Origin of the sequence: Mycobacterium sp. H4Y (genome assembly GCF_000364405.1) — a bacterium.
GTDB lineage: Bacteria > Actinomycetota > Actinomycetes > Mycobacteriales > Mycobacteriaceae > Mycobacterium > Mycobacterium intracellulare.
The window spans coordinates 3,080,349-3,099,687 of sequence record NZ_AKIG01000001.1 but is presented as its reverse complement, the minus strand read 5'-3'; the positions used below and the strand labels follow the sequence as shown (position 1 = coordinate 3,099,687).

The following is a 19,339-nucleotide window of genomic DNA, read 5'->3' as shown; positions in this document are numbered from 1 at the left end:
ACTGTCACGGTCAATGGTGGGTCGGTTTTGGTTCCTGCGGGCAGTCTTGTTGATGACGGCAGTGTGACGGTGGCCGATGGTGGTGTCTTGTCGGTTGATGGTGGGTCGGTGCTGGGTTCGGGTGGGGTCTTGACTGACGGCGGTGCCTTGACGGTTGCGGATGGTGGTGCTCTGTCGGTCAATGGTGGCTCGGTGGTTGGTTCTGGGGGTTCGTTGACGGTCGGTTCCGCGGGCACGTTGACCGATGGCGGCAGCGTCACCGTCGGTGGTGGAGGGCTGTTGGGTTCGGGTGGGACGTTGACCGATGGTGGCACTGTGACGGTCAGCGCCGGCGGCGTCCTGACGGACGGCGGCACATTGACCATCAATGCCGGTGCCACGCTGACGGATTCCGGGACCGTGACCGTCATCGGTGGCGGTACGTTGACCGACGGCGGTACGTTCACAGTCAGCGTGGGTGGCACGCTCACCGACAGCGGCACATTCACGGTCAGCGTGGGTGGCGCGCTGACCGACGGTGGCACGGTCACGGTCGGCGGCACCCTGGCCGACAGCGGTATCGTCACCGTCGGGTCCGGCAGCACCTTCACTGTCGATCCCGGCGGCATCGTCCCCATCCTCAACGGCGGAAGCATCATTATCGGCCCCGGCGAGGTCATCACCATTGGCCCCGGTGGCAGTTACACCTCTACCGGCGTGATCGGTCCCGTCACCATCGCCCCCGGTACGCCGGTGCCGCCGGTCCCGTCCCATGTGGTGTTCGGAATTCCTCCGGGCGGGCTTGCCTCCCCCGGCCTGGCCGGCCTGGCGGGGCTTTCCGGAATCCAACCCCCACAAGACAATTCAATGTTATGCGCGCCTGGATCGGACGGTGGATCCTGCTGCCGGTATATAGACGCAAACGGAGGTCAATGCTGCTGGGACCTCCTCGCGTGCGAGGTTGATTGATGGGTTCGGTTGGGCCAGGAGAAATCATGGAAAGCGTTCAACGAGAAGGCGATTCGAAATCCACGACGCCGGAGGCGCCGCGGTCGCGATCCAGCGAGGCCTCCGGGCGCCGGGGCAAGGCAATTGCGCGCGGGCCGTTATCGGTGCCGCCGAGTTGGTCCGCGGATGCCCCGCGGATCCAGACGGCCTCGCCTCTGTCGGCTGTCGCCAGTCGTAACGCCACCCCTCGGCCCACCGTAGAAAACCCAATGGTGAGCACCTACTCCAAAGGGCTGATGGCAATGCTTACCTGGCCGGGTGCGATCTCTGCAGCGACCCGTTCACCGGATCACCGCAAGAGCACCGCAGACAACGCCGGGGTTCGCCGCGCCGAGACTCGGGCCCGAGATGACGCCACCGCGCATGACGGCAAAGCCGCTGATCCCGCGTCCGCAGTCGCCCAGACGCCAACCAACACCGCGGTGCGGACCGCGGACCACGTAATCGTCATCCGCATCCTGCAAGGCCAAACCGTCACCCTCCCGGTTGGCAGCACCATCGCTCTCGGCGAACGCACCACCATGCTCGTTGAGCGCGGCTCCATCAGCGTGGAAGGCGCTGGGGCCTGCGTCGCGAACGTCCCCGTTACCGTCAACGACGGCAGCACTGTCACCACCCTTGGTCGGTGTCGCGCGGCCGGCGCCGTCATCCCCTCCAACACGCGGCTACTCGCTGGCAGTTACGGCGCCTTCACCCTCACCCAGTACCGCCGTGCACGGGTCGAAATCGAACTGATCAACGGCTCCGCCACTACCGGTACCGGCCCACACGTCGGCCAGGTCACCATCCCCGCCCTGCGCACCGCCACCGCCACCGTCGGCGCGGGGGGCGTCACCATCACCAACACCGGAGGCACGATCACCGTCACCACCCGTCGGTACCCGCGACTCGGGTATTGCAACGGCGCCCGTTCGCCGGGTCGGGTGCGCTCATAACGCGCGGCGTGGTGTTCGACGTCTCGATGGGTTCACAACTCGGCGGCTCGCAGTCACGTCGATAGGCGCTGGCGCCGTCGCGTCGCCGCAGGCCAAGCTGCGGCCCAAGCTCTCAGGACTCGCGACTCGTATAGTCGACGGGGGTCAGGGGCTGGACAGGAGGACACGTGGCAGGTCGACCGCTGCAATGCTTCGAAGTTGTCGGTACCGAGCAGCTCACCCCGCACATGGTGCGGGTGGTGCTGCGGGGCAAGAATTTTGACGCCTTCGTGCCCAGCAAGTTCACCGACTCCTACGTCAAGCTGGCGTTCGTCGCCGACGACGTGGACGTCGCCGGTCTTCCCGAGCCGCTGACCCTCGACAGCTTCGCCGGTCTGCCCCCGGAGAAGAGGCCCACGGTGCGCACCCTCACCGTCCGGCACGTCGACGTCGAGGCCCGCCAGATCGCGCTGGACATCGTCGTGCACGGCGAGCACGGGACGGCCGGCCAGTGGGCGGCCACCGCCCAGCCCGGCCAGCCGATCTACCTGATGGGCCCGGGCGGCGCCTACACGCCGGACCCCGCCGCCGACTGGCACCTGCTGGCCGGCGACGAATCGGCGCTGCCGGCCATCGCCGCGGCCCTGGAGGCGTTGCCGCCCAGCGCGGTCGGGAAGGCGTTCATCGAGGTGGCGGGGCCGGAGGACGAGATCCCGCTGACCGCACCGGATGGCGTCGAGGTGCACTGGGTGTATCGCGGCGGACGCGCCGACCTGGTGCCCGAGGACCGCGCCGGCGATCACGCCCCGCTGATCGAGGCCGTCACCAGCGCCCCGTGGCTGCCGGGGCAGGTGCACGTGTTCATCCACGGCGAGGCGCAGGCGGTCATGCACAACCTGCGGCCCTACATCCGCAAGGAGCGGGGCGTGGACGCGAAATGGGCGTCGTCCATCTCGGGTTACTGGCGCCGCGGCCGCACCGAGGAGACGTTCCGCCAGTGGAAGAAAGAACTCGCCCAGTCAGAATCCGAGGCGGAGGCGGCGAACTCGTCCGCCTGACGGCTCGACTGGCATTCTCTTTTCCATGGCATTCGCGGACTACCAGAACGAGATCTACTTCAAGGGCCTGGGCGGAATCGCGCCCGCGCTGCCGATGGCCTTCGCGGAGTTGGAGGCCCGCGCCGAGCGGGCGATGTCGCCGTCGGTGTGGTCGTACGTCGCCGGCGGCGCCGGTGACGAACGCACGCAGCGGGCCAACCGGGAGGCGTTCGATCGCTGGGGCCTGATCCCGCGCATGTTCGTCGGCGCCGCCGACCGCGACCTGTCGGTCCAGATGTTCGGCCTGACCTTGCCGTCGCCGGTGTTCATGGCGCCGATCGGCGTCATCGGCATCTGCGCCCAAGACGGCCACGGCGACCTGGCCACCGCGCGCGCGGCCGCGAAAACCGGTGTGCCGATGGTGGTTTCGACGCTGACCGCCGACCCGATGGAAGATGTCGCCGCCCAGTTCGGCGATACCCCCGGCTTCTTCCAGTTGTACACGCCGAAGGATCGTGACCTGGCCGCCAGCCTCGTGCGGCGGGCCGAAGCCGCCGGCTTCCAGGGCATCATCGTCACCCTCGACACCTGGATTCCCGGGTGGCGCCCGCGCGACCTGTCCACGGCCAACTTCCCGCAGTTGCGGGGGCTCTGCCTGAGCAACTACACCAGCGATCCGATCTTCCGCGCCGGCTTGGCGCGCCCGCCCGAGGAGGACCCGCAAGGCACCGTGCTGCAGTGGATCACGACCTTCGGAAACCCGTTGACCTGGGACGACCTCGAATGGCTGCGGTCGCTGACCGAGCTGCCGCTGATCATCAAGGGCATCTGCCATCCCGACGACGCCCGGCGGGCCAAGGACGGCGGCGTCGACGGCATCTACTGCTCCACCCACGGTGGGCGCCAGGCCAACGGCGGCCTGCCCGCGCTGGACTGCCTGCCGGGCGTGGTCGAGGCGGCCGACGGGCTGCCCGTGCTGTTCGATTCGGGCGTGCGCAGCGGGGCCGACGTCGTCAAGGCGCTCGCGCTGGGCGCGACGGCCGTGGGTATCGGCCGGCCCTACGCCTACGGCCTGGCGCTCGGCGGCGACGACGGCATCGTGCACGTGCTGCGCTCGATCCTCGCCGAGGCGGACCTCATCATGGCCGTCGACGGCTATCCCACGCTCAAAGATCTCACCCCGGACACGCTGCGGCGCGTCGGCTAGAGCGCCCCGGCCGGCCCTGCGACCGTGGGGGAGTGCAGGCGATCCTCGAGGAGTTCGACGAATACCTGGATTTGCAGTGCCTGCGTTCGGCGCACACCCGCCGCGCCTACCTGGGCGACCTGCGCTCGCTGCTCGCTTTCGCGGCGGAGCGCGGCGTCGGCCTGGACGGGTTGAGCCTGCCGCTGCTGCGCTCGTGGTTGTCCGCCGCGGCCGCGGCCGGCGTCGCCCGCACGACACTGGCCCGGCGCACCTCGGCGGTCAAGGCGTTCACCGCCTGGGCCGTCCGGCGTGGCCTGCTGGACACGGATCCGGCCGCGCGGCTTCAGGTTCCCAAGGCGCACCGCACCCTGCCCGCGGTGCTGCGCCAGGACCAGGCCCTCGACGCCCTGGCCGCCGCCAAATCCGGTGCGCAGCAAGGTGAGCCGATGGCCCTGCGGGACCGGCTCATCGTCGAGATGCTGTATGCCACCGGGATCCGCGTCAGCGAGCTGTGCGGCCTGGACATCGACGACGTGGACACCCGGCATCGGCTGGTCCGCGTCCTGGGTAAGGGCAACAAGCAGCGCAGCGTGCCGTTCGGGGCGCCGGCCGCCGAGGCGCTCGACGCGTGGCTGGCCGACGGGCGTCCCGCCCTGGTGAACGCCGCGTCGGGCCCGGCGCTGCTGCTGGGCGCGCGGGGACGCCGGATCGACGTCCGCCAGGCCCGCACGGTGGTGCACCAGACCGTCGCCGCGGTGGACGGCGCGCCGGACATGGGTCCGCACGGCCTGCGGCACAGTGCGGCCACACACCTCCTCGAAGGGGGCGCCGACCTGCGCGTCGTCCAGGAGCTGCTCGGCCATTCCAGCCTGGCGACCACGCAGCTCTACACCCACGTCGCGGTGTCCCGGCTGCGCGCCGTGCACGACCAAGCCCACCCCCGCGCCTGAGCGCCGCCGCGGCCCGGGCGACGGGCCGGCGTCGTCGCACGTCGCGTCGCACCAGTCCCATCGGCCACACCAGGCGCTGGCGGAGGGCGCACTGCGAGTGCCCACCTCCGAGCGACAACACGTTTTCGCAGGTCATGGGCCCGCCCGAGATTGTCGCTCGGAGGTGGGCGCAGCGCCTGTCCACCCGCGCAGCGACGCGTGTGGCGCCTGTTACCCATGTTGCGCGGCGTCGCCCGGCGGCCGCAGCGGCTTGAGCCGGATCGGCGTCGACCTCAGCAGGCCCAGCGGATCGACATAGTGGGCCCCCGACGCCGGACCCCACATCGCGCCCCAGTGCAAACACGCCGCGACCCGGCACCCCGGGTGGCCGGCCATCAACGTCCCGATCACGGTCCCGGCCGCCACCGACTGCCCGGCCCGCACGGCCGCCCGCACCGGCTCGTAGCTGGTGCGCAAGCCCCCGGGATGCGCCAGCGACACCACCGGCCGCCCCACCAGCAGCCCGGCGAAGACCACGGTGGCCGCGCCCGCCGCGTACACCGGCTGACCGGCGGCGCCGGCCAGGTCCACACCGCGGTGGCCGGGATGCCAATCCTGCACGGGGGCATCGAACGCCCGGGTGACGGCCGGCGGCGGGCGCAACGGCCAGTCCAGGCGATCGTCGTCGGCCGCCGCCGGCGCCGCGCTGACCAGGGCCGCACCCAACGTCAGCGCCATCCACCGCATCCAGGCAGTTCAGCGCGGCCCGCCCGGCGACGCCACCCGGCCGCACCGGCACTGTGGACGGCGACGCCGCCTGGGGAAGCGTGGCAAAAGCACCCGCCGAACCGGTGTAAACTGCTGGTCGCAGCTCGTCCGCGGGCTGACTTCGCGCGTCCGCATCGCGTCTCCGGTTCCACGAGGAGAACGCAATCGCGTGCCGGGCGGTCCCGACCGGGTTTTCCGGACGGGTCCGGCATCGCAGCAGGCGCCAGGGCCCGGCTTCACCCGATGCCAGGCGACAACCGACACAAGTAAGGCACAACCATGGCCGTCGTAACCATGAAGCAGCTGCTCGACAGCGGCACCCACTTCGGGCACCAGACCCGCCGGTGGAATCCCAAGATGAAGCGGTTCATCTTCACCGACCGCAACGGCATCTACATCATCGACCTGCAGCAGACGCTGACCTTCATCGACCAGGCGTACGAGTTCGTCAAGGAGACCGTCGCCCACGGCGGCACCGTCCTGTTCGTCGGCACCAAGAAGCAGGCGCAGGAATCCGTCGCCGCCGAGGCGACCCGCGTCGGCATGCCCTACGTCAACCAGCGCTGGCTGGGCGGCATGCTGACCAACTTCTCCACCGTGCACAAGCGGCTGCAGCGCCTCAAGGAGCTCGAGGCGATGGAGCAGACCGGTGGCTTCGAGGGCCGCACCAAGAAGGAAATCTTGATGCTGACCCGCGAGAAGAACAAGCTGGACCGCAGCCTCGGCGGTATCCGCGACATGGCCAAGGTGCCGTCGGCCATCTGGGTCGTCGACACCAACAAGGAGCACATCGCCGTCGGCGAGGCCCGCAAGCTCGGCATCCCGGTCATCGCGATCCTGGACACCAACTGCGACCCCGACGAGGTCGACTACCCGATCCCGGGCAACGACGACGCGATCCGGTCGGCCGCGTTGCTGACCAAGGTCATCGCCTCCGCCGTCGCCGAGGGCCTGCAGGCCCGCGCCGGGGTCGGCCGCGGCGACGGCAAGCCCGAGGCCGAGGCCGCCGAGCCGCTGCCCGAATGGGAGCAGGAGCTGCTCGCCTCCGCCGCTGCCAGCGCCCCCACCGACGCCGCTGCGGGCACCCCCGAACCAACCACCACTGAATCCTCCTAGGAAGGCTGAACATTGGCGAACTTCACCGCTGCCGACGTCAAGCGGCTTCGGGAACTCACCGGTGCCGGCATGCTCGACTGCAAGAACGCGCTGGCCGAAAGCGACGGCGACTTCGACAAGGCCGTCGAGGCGCTCCGGATCAAGGGCGCCAAGGACGTCGGCAAGCGCGCCGAGCGGGCGACGGCCGAGGGTCTGGTCGCCACCCAGGGCGGCGCGCTCATCGAGTTGAACAGCGAGACCGACTTCGTGGCCAAGAACGCGGAGTTCCAGGCGCTGGCCGACCAGATCGTGGCCGCGGCCGTGTCGTCGAAGGCCGCCGACGTCGACGCGCTCAAGGCTTCTTCTATTGACCAAACCTCGGGTACCAAGACCGTCGAGCAGGCGATCGCCGAGCTGTCGGCCAAGATCGGCGAGAAGTTGGAGCTGCGCCGGGTCGCGAACTTCGACGGCACCGTCGAGGCGTACCTGCACCGGCGGGCGGCGGACCTGCCCCCGGCGGTGGGCGTGCTGGTCGAGTACCAGGGCTCCGACAAGGAGGCCGCGCACGCGGTCGCCCTGCAGATCGCCGCGCTCAAGGCCCGCTACCTGTCCCGCGACGACGTGCCCGAGGACGTGGTGGCCAGCGAGCGCCGCATCGCCGAGGAAACCGCCAAGGCGGAGGGCAAGCCGGAGCAGGCCCTGCCCAAGATCGTCGAGGGCCGGTTGAACGGCTTCTTCAAGGACGCCGTGCTGCTCGAGCAGCCGTCGGTGTCCGACAGCAAGAAGACGGTCAAGGCCCTGCTCGACGACGCCGGTGTGACGGTGACGCGGTTCGTGCGCTTCGAGGTGGGTCAGGCGTAGCCGGCGCGCGTGAGCGGCTAGCGTCACTGCTATGCGGCACGTGCACGCGTTCGGCGACGACGCCCTCGGCGATCTCGACGCGGTCGGGCTCGCCGAGGCCATCCGCTCCGGACGCGTCGGCAGGGCCGAGGCGGTCGAGGCGGCGATCGCCCGCACCGAAGCCGTCGACCCGGCCCTGAACGGGTTGGCGTACGCGGGTTTTCGGCAAGCGCGTGCGGCCGCCGAGCAGGCGGCCGACGGCTATTTTTCCGGCGTCCCGACGTTCATCAAGGACAACGTCGACGTCGCGGGCCAGCCGTCGATGCACGGCACCGACGCGTGGACACGCCGCGACGCCGTCGCCGACAGCGTGTTCACGAAGCTGTACCTGGCCACCGGGATGACCTCGCTGGGCAAGACGCAGCTTTCGGAATTCGGTTTCAGCGCGTCGGCCGAACACCCGCGGCTGGGCCCGGTCCGCAACCCGTGGGACACCGAATACAGCGCCGGCGCATCGTCGTCGGGATCGGGGGCGTTCGTCGCCGCCGGTGTGGTGCCGATCGCGCACGCCAACGACGGCGGCGGCTCGATCCGCATCCCGGCGTCCTGCAACGGGCTCGTCGGCCTCAAGCCGTCGCGCGGGCGGTTGCCCCTGGACGCGGTGCTGCGCCGGATGCCGGTCGGCGTCGTCGTCAACGGCGTGGTGACCCGTTCGGTGCGCGACACCGCGGCGTTCTACCGGGAGGCCGAGCGGATCTGGCGTAACCCCAAGCTGGCCCCGGTCGGGGACGTCACCGGGCCCGGCCGGCAGCGGCTGCGGATCGCGGTGTTGACCCGCTCGATCCAGCGCGAGTGCAGCCCCGCGGTGCGGGAGCTGACGCTGAAATCCGCGGGTTTGCTCGAAGAGCTGGGCCACCGCGTCGAACACGTCGACGAACCGCCGGTGGCGGCCAGTTTCGTCGACGACTTCGTGCTGTATTGGGGATTTTTGGCGCTGGCCCAGGTGCGCGGCGGACGGCACATGTTCGGCGAGACGTTCGACCGCGCCAAGCTGGACTGCCTGACGCTGGGCCTCATGCGACACACCGGCCGCCACCTGCACCGGCTCCCGGCGGCGATCATGCGCCTGCGCGGGGCGCGGCGGCGCACCGCGCGGTTCTACGGCACCTACGACGCGGTGCTGACGCCGACCCTGGCCGACGAGACGCCCCGCATCGGGTTCCTGGCGCCGACCGACTATCAGCAGGTCATCAACCGGCTGATCGAGTGGGTGTCGTTCACCCCGCTGCACAATGTGACCGGCGAACCGGCGATCTCGCTGCCGTTGGCCCAATCCGCCCACGGCATGCCGGTGGGCATGATGCTGTCGACCGGTATGGGGCAGGAGTCGCTGCTGCTCGAACTCGCCTACGAACTCGAAGAGGCCCGGCCGTGGGCGCGGATCCAGGCCGGGTGATCAGGCCTGCTCGTCGGACCCGAGTTTTTCGAGCATCCTTTTGAATTCGCGCTGCTGCGTCTCGGTGAGCTTGCTCAGGATCCGGGCGTCGGCGCCGCGCACCGCCGCTTCGGCGCGCTTGAGCAGGGCGCGGCCCGCGCCGGTCAGGTTGGCCGGCAGCGCCCGCCCCGACGACACCGACGAAGGCCGCTCCACCGCACCGACGTCCTCCAGCTTGCGCAGCACCGTGTTCATCGCCTGCGGGGTGACGCCCGCGTGGCGGGACAGCTCGGCGCTCGACATCCCCGGGTGCATCGAAAGGATGCGCAGGCAAACGAATTCGGGCAGGGCCAGGTCCAACGGACTCAGCACCGCGGCAACCTCCGGCCGCAACACCGTCCCCACCCGGTACAGCAGATAGCCAAGCGGGGCGTCGTCCTGGTTCATGTCAACCATGTTGACATATGTTCGCCTGGCCGCGGCGCACATTTGCCGGACCGCGATTGCCCGGCCCGCAACGGGGTAACCGACCGGCGGTAACAGGTTTCCCGCACCGCTTTTGGCGCACGAGGAGGTTCGATGCCGAAGACGACGAAAGGCGGAGCGCCCAAGAAGAGCGAACTGCCCAGCACTTTGCGGCGTTCCGACGCCAAAGCGCAACGCACGTTCGCGAAATCCCACGACGCGGCCGCCGAGGAGTACGGCAGCGAGGAACGGGCCCACCGGGTGGCTTACGCCGCCGTCAAGCACAGTTTCGAAAAGGTCGGCGACCACTGGGAACCCAAGGAGAAGAAGGGGCCGTCCGACGAGCGCGCCGAGCGTGGCGGGCTGCGACCGTCCGGCGAGTCGGCCGAGGGCGTCGACGCCAACGCCAGCAAAAAGCATCTGCTCGACGTGGCGCGCCGGCTCGAAGTTCCGGGCCGATCGACGATGAACAAAGCGGAGTTGGTCGACGCGATCAAGAAGCACAATCGCCGCGTCCGCGGACGCTGAGCGGGAATCGCCAACTCCCCGCGGTCCTTTGCGTTCGCGTGCGCACCGCGGCGATGCGGCGCCGTTTGCCGCCCGAGTCCGCGGGTACGTGACTGCCCGTGGTCGCGAAGCGTTCGCGCACAGACGACACCAGGGAGCAGTGACATGAGCGAGCCGGATTCCGTCATCCACAATCTGCGCGACACGCTCAACAACGAGCCCGGTCTCGCGGATCGGCTCGAGCGGTCTTTGCATCAGGCGCGGGCGGGCCGAATCCGAGCTGAACCCGGAGCTGTACGAGGCGCTCGAGTGGCCGCGCGACATCGGCGAGTACGAGGCCTACCTGAAGCGCTTCCTCCGATGGGTGCCCCACGAGTCGGACGCGGACGCCTGGAAGAACGAAAAGCGGCAGGCTCAAGAGGTCAGCGATCGCATGGCGCACTTCTACTTCCTGGTCGACCAGGGCGACGAGCCGGCCCAGGGCTCCGGTGTCTTTCGGGAATGGCTGACGGACTTCGCCCGGCAGTGGGGGAATTTCCTGGACACGCCGGAGTCGTTCAGCCCCGAAGCCCTGCAGTCGTTCATCGACAACGCGCCGGAGTACCGCATCCATGAGTCGCTGGTCGACGGTGCCCCGAACGCGCCCAGCGGATGGCTGACCGCCAACCAGTTCATCGCGCGGGAAATCAACGGGGGGCTGCGCCCGATCGCCGAGCCGACCACCAACCTGGTGGTGACCTCACCGGCCGACTGCAAATACCAGCACGCCTACGACATCGCTGCCGACTCGAGCATCCCCGCCACCACCGTCAAGAACGAAAAGTACGGCAACATCAAGCAACTCATCGAAGGAAGCCAATACAGCGAGAGCTTCGCCCGCGGCACCTTCGTGCATTACATGCTGCCCGTGCATGCCTACCACCGCTATCACCTGCCCGTCGCGGGACTGGTCGAGGAGTCCTTCCGGATCAACGGGAAAGTCTTCATGCGGGTGGGCCTGGAAGAACACGAGTTCGCCTCCAGCGACAGCGCCAGCAGCGGGTACGAGTTCTCCCAGACCCGCGGCGTGGTCACCGTCGACACCTCGCAATCGGATTGCGGCGACATCGGCATCGTGGCGGTCATCCCGGTGGGCATGGCCCACGTGTCGTCGGTCGTCCTCACCGCGGTGCCCGGCAAACACATGGCCAAGGGGGAGGAGTTCGGGTACTTCCAGTTCGGCGGCTCGGACATCATCATCCTCTTCCAGGAGGGGGTCGATCCCCAGCTGGACAGCAGTGAGGAGTTCCGGCTGGTCGGTTCGCCGGTGGCGCGCTGCGCCGCGCCGCGAAACCCGCAGTGAGGGTGATTATTACGCCGCCCAAGGGGTAAAAGCCCTGCCTGCGGGGGGCAAGGCGGCTTCTCCGACGGTGCGGATTGAGCCGTTCGAGGTCGCCTCGGTCGATCGTTTGTGGGGCTATCAGTCGGGGTAGTCAGCCGCAATGGCCGGTCTCCTGGGGCGACTGTGGCTCACGGCGTGGCACAAGGTGCTGTCCTCGCCCCTTCTCACGCTCAACGGCTACGTCGCCTTCGACTTGCCGCGCACCGTAACCGCGTTGGGCACATCGCTGCTCATGGGCCTGGTGGCGGTGCACGCCTACCTGGCGGCCACCCGGCCCGGCCTGCCGCTGTATTTCTGGGTGTATCTGGCCGCGCTGATCGCCGCCTGCCTGGCCGTCGCCGCCGCGATGGCCTTTGCCGCCAAACCCCTTGTGCCGCAAGCGGGCTGGTACGCCGGCAGCCTGGTGTGCGCGGCCTTCCTGGTGATCTATCTGGTCAGCCGCTTTGTCAGCCTGCCGGGTCTGGTGGCGGTGACCGGGCGGTGGGACCTGGCCCCGGGAACGTTTGCCATGGAGTTGGCCGGTGCCTTCATCGCCGTGCACACCACCGTCCTGTCCGGCATCAACGTGGCGTATCCGCAACGACAGAACTGGCGCGACTGAACGGTGACGACATGACAGTGCTCGACTATCCGGCGTGGCTGCGCATCGACCACTGGCTCAATGTCCTTTTTCTGACGCTGGTGATCCGCAGCGGCATCGAGATCCTGTCCACGCACCCGAAGCTGTACTGGCACGACGACAGCAGGCCCGGCAGCGAGTGGGCGCGCTTCACGGTCAAGGAAATGCCGGTCAACAAGCTCTACGACACCCTCGACGAGGAGGAGGACTACAGCTCGCTGTTCTCGTTGCCCGGCCACAAGAAACTCGGCATGGGCCGCCACTGGCACTTCTTCTCGGTGATCGGCTGGATCCTCGTCGGCCTCTCGTATTACATCCTGCTGTTCGCGACCGGGCAGTGGCACCGGTACTGGCCGGCGTCGTGGTCGATCTTCGGTGAGGCGTGGAACGACATCGTCACCTACATGAGCTTCAACCTGCCGCCGCTGCTGCCGGGCGAGCCACTGGACGCCATCCAGAAGCTGACCTACGCCGGGGTCATCTTCGTGCTGGCGCCGTTCCAGATCCTGACGGGTGCCGCGCAGTCACCGGCCATCGAGGCCGCGTTCCCCTGGTATGTGCGCATGTGGGGCGGCCGGCAATGGGCGCGCAGCCTGCACTTCCTCGGCCTGATCGCGTTTGTGGTGTTCATCGTCATCCACCTGTCGATGATCTTCTTCTGGAGTTGGGGCCAGCTCACCGCGTCGATGATCTTCGGTTCCGTGCGCAACATCGGTTGGGCCACCGCCCTGTCGCTGGTGATCGTCGCCGCCATCGTCGCCGTCCACGTCGCGGCGACGGTGTGGAGCCTGCGCCGGCCCGTTCAGGTGCGCCGCGTGCTCGGCGCCGTGGTCACCCGCGCCCGCAAAATCCTGTTGCGGCCGCTGAATTCGAGGCAGAACTACCCCGAGCGGATGACGTCCAAGGAGCACCGGGTCAACGGCAAGCCGCCGACCAGCGCCGAGTACAAGGTGATGGCCGTGCACAACTTCGTCGATTGGCGCGTGCGGGTGGGCGGGCTGGTGGAAAACCCGGTGACGCTGGACCTCGACGCGCTGCGCGGCCTGGCCGAACAGCAATCGCAACGCGTGATGCACAACTGCGTGCAGGGGTGGACCAGCATCGGCCAGTGGAGCGGAATTCCGCTGGCCCAACTCGCCGATCATGTGCGTCCGCTCCCGCAGGCGAAGTACATCTGCTTTTTGACCATGCAGGACACCGGCCGCGACGAGCCCAGCGCGGAGGGGGAGGGCCAGTTCTACGAGGTGATCGATCTCGAACTCGCCTACAAGCCACAGACTTTGCTGGCCTACGAGATGAACGGGAAGCCGCTGCCCATCAAGCACGGGGCGCCGCTGCGGCTGCGGGTGGAGACCCAGGTCGGTTTCAAGATGGCGAAGTGGATCAACCAGATCGAGTTCATCGACGACTACTCCGGCATCGGCCACGGCCTTGGGGGCTGGCGCGAGGACAACGTCCACTACGACAAGGACGTGGAGATCTGACATGCCCGACCCTTCGGCAACGCGTCCCGAGCTGATCGACCTGCAAAGCGTTGAGCGCGAACGAGTTTCAGAGCTGGTGGCCGTCAAGGGCGGGCACTGTGCCGGCTGCGGCGGCAAGGATTTCGCCGTCGGGCACGCGCTGTATCTCGGATTCTTGTTCCTCGACGAGGACGACGACGCCTTCATGGTGGCGTTGACGTGCCGCAACGACGGCTGTCCGGCCCCGCGCACCGGAATCGTGTTGGCCGCCAACGAGTTTTTGTCCGACTATCGGGAGATCTCCGACGTCGAGGACATCGCGAGCCGCGCCAGGGCGAGACAGGCTAGCGCAACGTGGGGTGGCTCGGGGTATCGGTGAATCGCGGCCGGGCGAGATCGAACCTCTCGATCAACTCCGACACGGAACGCAGGTCGTCACACAGGGATTGGAACCGTCGTTCGGAGGGCTCGTCGAGCACGCCCAGGCAACTGTAGTGCACCAGCCGCCGGAACCTCCCGGCGAGCGCTGCCCCCCAACGGATTCCGAAGTCGTAGGCCTGCCCTTCGGGAACGTCGTCGCGTCGCGCGAGCTCTTTGAGCGCCGCGATCTGCTCATCGAGCAGCTCGAAGTCGTCATCGATGCCGATCGGCTCGGGCCGCCGCGCTGTCGTGCTCACCTGACCTCCCTCACAGGCGTGGCTTCGCCACGCTGATCACGTGGGGCTGGCCGCGCAGGGTCAGATATACCCGCTTGGGCCCGATCGCCATCCCGGACAGCGGCGCCGAAGCGACCGGGCCCGACGGCAATCCCGCCCGGTAGTCGAGGGTGCGGATCACCCGGATGGTCCCGTTCGGAAAGCCGGTGAAGCTCGCGGTTTCCAGCACCGTCACGTCGCGGTCGGTGGCCGCGTAGATGCGCGTGTCGTCGGTGCCCAGATAGCGGATCGGCGACGACAGTTCGGTTCGGGCCAGCACCTCGAGCCCGTCGCCGCCGCGACGCGAGTCGACCGCGTACAGCACCTTGTCGTCGCGCCCGGCCACATAGCTGCGGGTGACCTGGGTTCCGTCGCCCGCCCACACGGCGACGGCCATCGGAAGCGAGCCGCGTTCTTCGGGCGGCGACGTGGGCCCCTTGTAGTAGCGGATGCCCGAGGCGCCGTAGAGGTGGTACTCGATTTGCCGCCCGCGGTTGGACCCGTCGATCGTGTCGGCCGGCTCCCCGGCGTAGGTGGCCGTCGGCAGCTTGCGGAACCCGTACTGGTCCACCGGCGTCACCGACGAACCGTCCGCGGCGAGCGCCAGCAGCACCCGCATGCCGGCGTCCTCGGCGAGGTAGGAAGGCGCGGGGCCGGCGTCGATTTCGGCGACCGGCCGCAGGGTCGCGATGTCGACGACGGCGACCTTGCCGCGTTCCGGCTGCGGCACGAAGACGTGGCGGTCGTCCTTCTGGCTGATCTGCAGGTTGCGCCCGGACCCCATCGGGGCCGACAGCCGGGTATGGGCGGTGCCCGGCCCGGCGTAGCCGATCGCGGCCAGCCGGTGATCGTCGGTGAGGCCCAGCAACTCGTGGTCGTGATAGGACCAGACCGGGTCATGCAGGGTCGCGTCGATGGTCGCCACGCTGACCGCCGGCGCGCTCTCCAGCGAGGACCCGGGCGCCGAACAACCCGCTACCGCCACGACTGCGGCGGCCGCCGCGACCGACCACCGTCGCAACCTTCGTCGCTGACCGCTCCCGATGGCCACGATCGGTGCCATCCTTTCGCCGTTTCGCCCGTCCGGGCTGTACCCCGCCGGGCGGCCCGTTACACCTGCGAGAGGACGCGACGGGAGCGCCGCCTACAGAATCGGCCGCCCGCCCGTGACGGCCACCCGCGCCCCGGAGATGTAGCTCGCGTCGTCGGAGGCCAGCAGCACGTAGAGCGGGGCGAGTTCGGCGGGCTGGCCGGCACGCCCCAGCGGCACGTTGTCGCCGAAGGACTCCACGCTGTCCGGCGGCATCGTCGACGGGATCAGCGGCGTCCAAATCGGACCCGGCGCCACGCTGTTGACCCGAATCCCCTTCTCGCCCAACAGCTGAGCCAAGCTGGCGGAGAAATTGGCGATCGCCGCCTTGGTCGCCGCGTAGGGCGCCAGGGTCGGATTGGGGCTGTCGGAGTTCACCGACGAGCTGCCGATGATCGACGAGCCGGCGTTCAGGTAGGGCAGGGCCGCCTTGGCGAGGTAGAAATACGCGCCCACGTTGAGCCGGAAGGTGTAATCCCACTCCTCGTCGCTGATCTCGTCCAGGCTCTTGCGCATCATCTGATACGCGGCGTTGTTGACCAGGATGTCCACGCCGCCCAATTCCTGCACCGCCCGGTCCACGACGGCGCGGCAGTGGGCGGCGTCGGAGAGGTCACCGGGCACCAGCACGCACTTGCGTCCGGCGTTGGTGACGTAGCGGGCCACGTCGCGCGCGTCGTCGTCCTCGTTGAGGTACGCGATCAGCACGTCGGCGCCCTCGCGCGCGAAGGCGATCGCGACCGCACGCCCGATGCCGCTGTCGCCGCCGGTGATGATCGCCTTTTTGCCGAGGAGTTTTCCCGAGCCCTGGTAAGTGTTTTCACCACAATCGGGAATTGGATCCATCTGGGCCTGCACGCCCGGGACGGATTGTTGTTGCGCGGTAAAGCCCATCTTGATTTCCTTTGCCTCGCTCGAAAGTTGGCCATGTCATTGGAGAAGCCGGCCCGGGCAAACGCCGGCGCCGCTTCCCGCTTTACGATTCGCGACGGGTTGGGCCGGCGGCCGGAACGTCCGGATCGTCGTCGGCCGGCGGCTCCGGGTCCCGCCACTCCTCGCTACGGCTGGACCGATTGCCGCGGACCGTGCCCTCCAGTTCGTGCTTGAGCTCGTCGTCTTCCCGTGAGCTGTGCTTGGAGTTGCCACGTTGCACGCGATCGCCCCCTTCGCGGATGTCTCGGCCTGTGCTCAGAACGCCTTCGCGCACCGGTTACCCGGCGGCGCACGGCTTAATCGGGGCGCGCGGCGGGTGTTAGCGGTGATGCGGATGTTGTGTTCTGTTACCAAAGATGTCGTCGGCGAAAACACCCGCATTTCACCAGCTAATGGACCCGATTATTGGCGTGCGGCGCGGGTAGATGTTTAAAGCCGGAGCCGCATGGCTATTTCGCTGCGTATATCTGCATGCCCTTGACGGGGGGCGTTTGTGTGCGACGAAAGGAATGAAGAATGAAGGTCACCAAGACGGCCATTAAGACAGTTGCCGCCGCCGGGATTGCGGCCGCGGGCGTTTTCGCCGCGGCGCCGGCTTTGGCTTCGCCGCCGCCCAACATTCAGGGATTCGGCACCAGCGAACAGCTCGTGGACGGCGCCCTGATCACCAATTACACCGTGAGCAACCTGCAGCCGAGCAATGTCACCATCCCGGGCTACACGCCCAAGGGCACGCTCTACCAGGCGGACATCAGCGCCCGGTCGGAGGCCGGCCTCGTGACCCCGATGGTCAACGACTTCATCGCCCGCGGACCCAACGGTCAGAATTACCGGGTGATCGACAAGGTCGGGACCCCGAACGGGCTCAGCCCCGCGCCGATCCCGCAGGGCAGCGAGTCGACCGGCACGCTGTACTTCGACGTGACCGGCGCGCCCCCCAACGGCGTCGTCTACAACGACGGCATGCAAGACGTCCTGATCTGGACGTCGAACATGGAGGGCGGCTCCGCGTCCGGGACGATCAACAGCCCGGCGCCCGGCGCGCCGAACAGCCCGGCACCCGGTGCCCCGCCGGCGCCGGCGCCCAGCGCCTGATCCGGCCGGCAAAACTCCCCGCACCCCCGTGGTGCGGGGAGTTTTTGCGTCCCGACGAATCGGGCGCGGGTGAACCGGGTACCCGGCATTCATGAGTAATCCGGACCACAGGCCGGCGAGCGTGCGCAAACAAGCGCAACGCAACGCCGAGCGAACGCGAGCGGCGATGGACGAGCGGCGCAGCGAACACAGCGGCGGGCTGAGCGGCTGGGTCGCCGAGCGCGCCGGCCGCTGGGATCTGTCCGGCCAGGACGAGGCCGCCCTGCAGCGACAGAAGTATTTGTGGAATGTGCTGGTGGACTATTGGTTTCGGATGGAGATCGACGGCTGGGAGAACATTCCGGAAGCACCGCCGGCGCTGCTGGTCGGGATCCACTCCGGGGCCCCGTTCGTGTGGGACGCCTGGACGGTTGGTCTGCAATGGTGGCGACGGTTCGGCCAGGACCGGCCGCTGCACGGCACCGCCCATGACGCGTTGATGGCAATCCCGTTGTTCGGGCGCTACTTCCGGTCGATGGGGGTGCTCCCGGCCGCCCCGGACGCGATCGCCACCGCCCTGGCCGAAGGGCGTGACGTCGCGCTGTGGCCGGGTGGGGAAGTGGACTCGCTGCGCCCATGGACGGAGCGCGATCGGGCCAACCTCGCCGGGCGGACGGGCTTCGTCAAGATGGCGATCCGGGCCGGGGTGCCGATCGTGCCCATCGCCACCGTCGGCGGGGCCGACGCGATGCCCGTGCTGATCCGCGGCGACCGGCTGTCAAAAGCCTTGCAACTGGACCGGTTACTGCGGCTCAAGGTGTTCCCGCTGGCGATCTCGCTGCCGTGGGGGATCGCCCCGGCGGCGCTGCCCCAACTGCCGCTGCCGGCCAAGATCAGGACGCGCTTCATGCCCGCCGTGGAACTCGACCACGACCCCGCGCGGGCGGACGACGAGGAATACATCGACCGCAAATACCACGAAGTGCAGGATTCCATCCAGGAGGGCATGGACGCGCTGGCGCGCAAGCGCGCCTTCCCGTTCTTCGGGTGACGGCCGCGAAAACCGTTGCGGCCACGTCGATGAGGGCGTCGTGGATCAGGTTGCCCGCGTGGGTGTCAGCGCCGGATCGGCGAGCACCCACTCCGGTTGCGGGGGCGTGGGCGCCCGGTAACCGACCCCGCGGACGGTGCCGATCATGAATTCGTGCCGGGTGCCGAGCTTGGCGCGCAGTCGCCGGATGTGGACGTCGACCGTGCGGGCCCGGCTGTTGCTGTCATAGCCGCACGCCTCCCGCATCAATCGGGTGCGCGTGAAGGCCTGGCCGGCATGCAGCACAAGGAAACTCAGCAATCTGAACTCGGTCAGGGTCAGAGTCAGGTCGTGGCCGTCCAGCGACGCGGTGAAGCTCGCCGGGTGCAGGCGGAGGTCGCCGAACTTCAAGATGCCGTCGGCGGTGCCGCGGCGGCGGCCGACCGCCAGCCGCAACCGCGCCCGCAGCTCGTCCGCGCCGGTGCCGGGCAGCATCACGTCGTCGAAATTGCCATCGGTGTCGACCGCGGCGCAATCCGCCGGCCTCACCAGGGCCACCACCGCGGTAGCGGGGTTCTGCGCCGCCAGTCGGCGGCTAACCGCCTGGGCCGCAGGCATATTGCTGCGCGCGTCGACGATCGCCACGTCGGCGGTGGCGCAATGACCGTCGGTGTGGGCGGTCAGCGCCACGCGCGCCGGGAGCGCGAACGTGGTCAAATCCGGTAAGGCCGATTCGAAATCAGCCTCGTCGGTGAGCACCACAATGTCCATCGACCTGTCCAACGACATCTCCAACCTCGTGAGGTCCCTGCGTTCCCCCCGGTCCGTAGGCGCCTCGCGCGAGATGTCTGGCAGCGCTAGGGCTGTTTACCCACTCGGCCGAAAACTATG

20 protein-coding genes and 2 pseudogenes are annotated in these 19,339 nt (G+C 68.7%); 15 read left to right on the top strand and 7 right to left on the bottom strand.

Translation table 11 applies throughout. From position 1 onward, the window contains the following. From W7U_RS26480 to W7U_RS13640, 5 genes and pseudogenes are all read left to right on the top strand, one after another. Positions 1 to 948, top strand: a pseudogene (locus tag W7U_RS26480) (hypothetical protein); the annotation flags it as partial. Positions 949 to 1,196: 248 nt separating this feature from the next. Next, positions 1,197 to 1,922, top strand: coding sequence for a hypothetical protein (locus W7U_RS13655; RefSeq protein WP_008258819.1), 726 nt, complete (start codon positions 1,197 to 1,199; stop codon positions 1,920 to 1,922). Between the two features lie 167 nt (positions 1,923 to 2,089). Further along, positions 2,090 to 2,959 (top strand): siderophore-interacting protein, encoded by an 870-nt coding sequence (locus W7U_RS13650; protein ID WP_008258817.1) that lies wholly within the window; start codon positions 2,090 to 2,092, stop codon positions 2,957 to 2,959. 25 nt (positions 2,960 to 2,984) lie between these two features. Continuing rightward, positions 2,985 to 4,145 carry a lactate 2-monooxygenase gene (locus tag W7U_RS13645; protein ID WP_008258815.1) on the top strand — a complete coding sequence of 387 codons (1,161 nt, stop codon included), beginning with the start codon at positions 2,985 to 2,987 and terminating at the stop codon, positions 4,143 to 4,145. 32 nt (positions 4,146 to 4,177) lie between these two features. After that, positions 4,178 to 5,074 carry a tyrosine recombinase XerC gene (locus tag W7U_RS13640; RefSeq protein ID WP_008258813.1) on the top strand — a complete coding sequence of 299 codons (897 nt, stop codon included), beginning with the start codon at positions 4,178 to 4,180 and terminating at the stop codon, positions 5,072 to 5,074. A 243-nt stretch (positions 5,075 to 5,317) separates the two neighbouring features. On the opposite strand, the pseudogene W7U_RS13635 reads toward W7U_RS13640, so the two are convergent. Then, positions 5,318 to 5,770: pseudogene (locus W7U_RS13635) on the bottom strand (M23 family metallopeptidase); the annotation flags it as partial. A 330-nt stretch (positions 5,771 to 6,100) separates the two neighbouring features. On the opposite strand from W7U_RS13635, the gene rpsB reads away from it, so the two are divergent. Genes rpsB through W7U_RS13620 form a run of 3 tightly spaced genes read left to right on the top strand, consistent with a single transcriptional unit; the run spans position 6,101 to position 9,212 of the window. Next, complete coding sequence (gene rpsB / locus W7U_RS13630) at positions 6,101 to 6,937, top strand: 30S ribosomal protein S2 (RefSeq protein ID WP_008258810.1); 837 nt, start codon at positions 6,101 to 6,103, stop codon at positions 6,935 to 6,937. Positions 6,938 to 6,949: 12 nt separating this feature from the next. Beyond that, positions 6,950 to 7,777 carry a translation elongation factor Ts gene (gene tsf, locus W7U_RS13625; protein ID WP_008258809.1) on the top strand — a complete coding sequence of 276 codons (828 nt, stop codon included), beginning with the start codon at positions 6,950 to 6,952 and terminating at the stop codon, positions 7,775 to 7,777. A gap of 31 nt (positions 7,778 to 7,808) precedes the next feature. Further along, positions 7,809 to 9,212, top strand: a complete 1,404-nt coding sequence (locus W7U_RS13620; RefSeq protein WP_008258808.1) for an amidase — start codon at positions 7,809 to 7,811, stop codon at positions 9,210 to 9,212. On the opposite strand, the gene W7U_RS13615 is transcribed toward W7U_RS13620, so the two are convergent. Beyond that, entirely contained in the window at positions 9,213 to 9,638 is a 426-nt protein-coding gene (locus W7U_RS13615) for a MarR family transcriptional regulator (RefSeq protein WP_008258807.1), read from the bottom strand. A gap of 132 nt (positions 9,639 to 9,770) precedes the next feature. On the opposite strand from W7U_RS13615, the gene W7U_RS13610 reads away from it, so the two are divergent. From W7U_RS13610 to W7U_RS13590, 5 genes are all read left to right on the top strand, one after another. Beyond that, on the top strand, positions 9,771 to 10,184 hold the full coding sequence (locus W7U_RS13610) for a ChaB family protein (protein ID WP_008258806.1): 414 nt from the start codon (positions 9,771 to 9,773) through the stop codon (positions 10,182 to 10,184). A 343-nt stretch (positions 10,185 to 10,527) separates the two neighbouring features. After that, positions 10,528 to 11,505: a phosphatidylserine decarboxylase gene (locus tag W7U_RS13605; RefSeq protein WP_008258805.1), complete on the top strand. Its 978-nt coding sequence runs from the start codon at positions 10,528 to 10,530 to the stop codon at positions 11,503 to 11,505. 139 nt (positions 11,506 to 11,644) lie between these two features. Continuing rightward, positions 11,645 to 12,145, top strand: coding sequence for a hypothetical protein (locus tag W7U_RS13600; protein ID WP_008258804.1), 501 nt, complete (start codon positions 11,645 to 11,647; stop codon positions 12,143 to 12,145). A gap of 11 nt (positions 12,146 to 12,156) precedes the next feature. After that, the gene (locus W7U_RS13595; RefSeq protein ID WP_014712071.1) at positions 12,157 to 13,647 is read left to right on the top strand and encodes a molybdopterin-dependent oxidoreductase; all 1,491 of its coding nucleotides are present in this window, start codon (positions 12,157 to 12,159) and stop codon (positions 13,645 to 13,647) included. 1 nt (position 13,648) lies between these two features. Then, on the top strand, positions 13,649 to 14,005 hold the full coding sequence (locus W7U_RS13590; RefSeq protein WP_008258801.1) for a hypothetical protein: 357 nt from the start codon (positions 13,649 to 13,651) through the stop codon (positions 14,003 to 14,005). On the opposite strand, the gene W7U_RS13585 is transcribed toward W7U_RS13590, so the two are convergent. From W7U_RS13585 to W7U_RS26475, 4 genes are all read right to left on the bottom strand, one after another. Beyond that, positions 13,971 to 14,303: a hypothetical protein gene (locus tag W7U_RS13585; RefSeq protein WP_008258800.1), complete on the bottom strand. Its 333-nt coding sequence runs from the start codon at positions 14,301 to 14,303 to the stop codon at positions 13,971 to 13,973. The genes W7U_RS13590 and W7U_RS13585 overlap by 35 nt on opposite strands. A 10-nt stretch (positions 14,304 to 14,313) precedes the next feature. Continuing rightward, positions 14,314 to 15,384: a hypothetical protein gene (locus W7U_RS13580; RefSeq protein ID WP_008258799.1), complete on the bottom strand. Its 1,071-nt coding sequence runs from the start codon at positions 15,382 to 15,384 to the stop codon at positions 14,314 to 14,316. An 81-nt stretch (positions 15,385 to 15,465) separates the two neighbouring features. Then, positions 15,466 to 16,305, bottom strand: a complete 840-nt coding sequence (locus tag W7U_RS13575; protein WP_008258798.1) for an SDR family oxidoreductase — start codon at positions 16,303 to 16,305, stop codon at positions 15,466 to 15,468. Between the two features lie 82 nt (positions 16,306 to 16,387). After that, the gene (locus W7U_RS26475; protein WP_167324040.1) at positions 16,388 to 16,564 is read right to left on the bottom strand and encodes a hypothetical protein; all 177 of its coding nucleotides are present in this window, start codon (positions 16,562 to 16,564) and stop codon (positions 16,388 to 16,390) included. 296 nt (positions 16,565 to 16,860) lie between these two features. On the opposite strand from W7U_RS26475, the gene W7U_RS13570 reads away from it, so the two are divergent. Together W7U_RS13570 and W7U_RS13565 are read left to right on the top strand one after the other, a co-directional pair. Next, positions 16,861 to 17,439, top strand: a complete 579-nt coding sequence (locus W7U_RS13570; protein WP_008258797.1) for an MPT63 family protein — start codon at positions 16,861 to 16,863, stop codon at positions 17,437 to 17,439. Between the two features lie 91 nt (positions 17,440 to 17,530). Beyond that, on the top strand, positions 17,531 to 18,469 hold the full coding sequence (locus W7U_RS13565; RefSeq protein ID WP_020188526.1) for a lysophospholipid acyltransferase family protein: 939 nt from the start codon (positions 17,531 to 17,533) through the stop codon (positions 18,467 to 18,469). A gap of 45 nt (positions 18,470 to 18,514) precedes the next feature. Here W7U_RS13565 and W7U_RS13560 read toward each other — a convergent pair whose 3' ends face one another. After that, the gene (locus W7U_RS13560; RefSeq protein WP_008258794.1) at positions 18,515 to 19,237 is read right to left on the bottom strand and encodes a response regulator transcription factor; all 723 of its coding nucleotides are present in this window, start codon (positions 19,235 to 19,237) and stop codon (positions 18,515 to 18,517) included. Between the last annotated feature and the right edge of the window lie 102 nt (positions 19,238 to 19,339).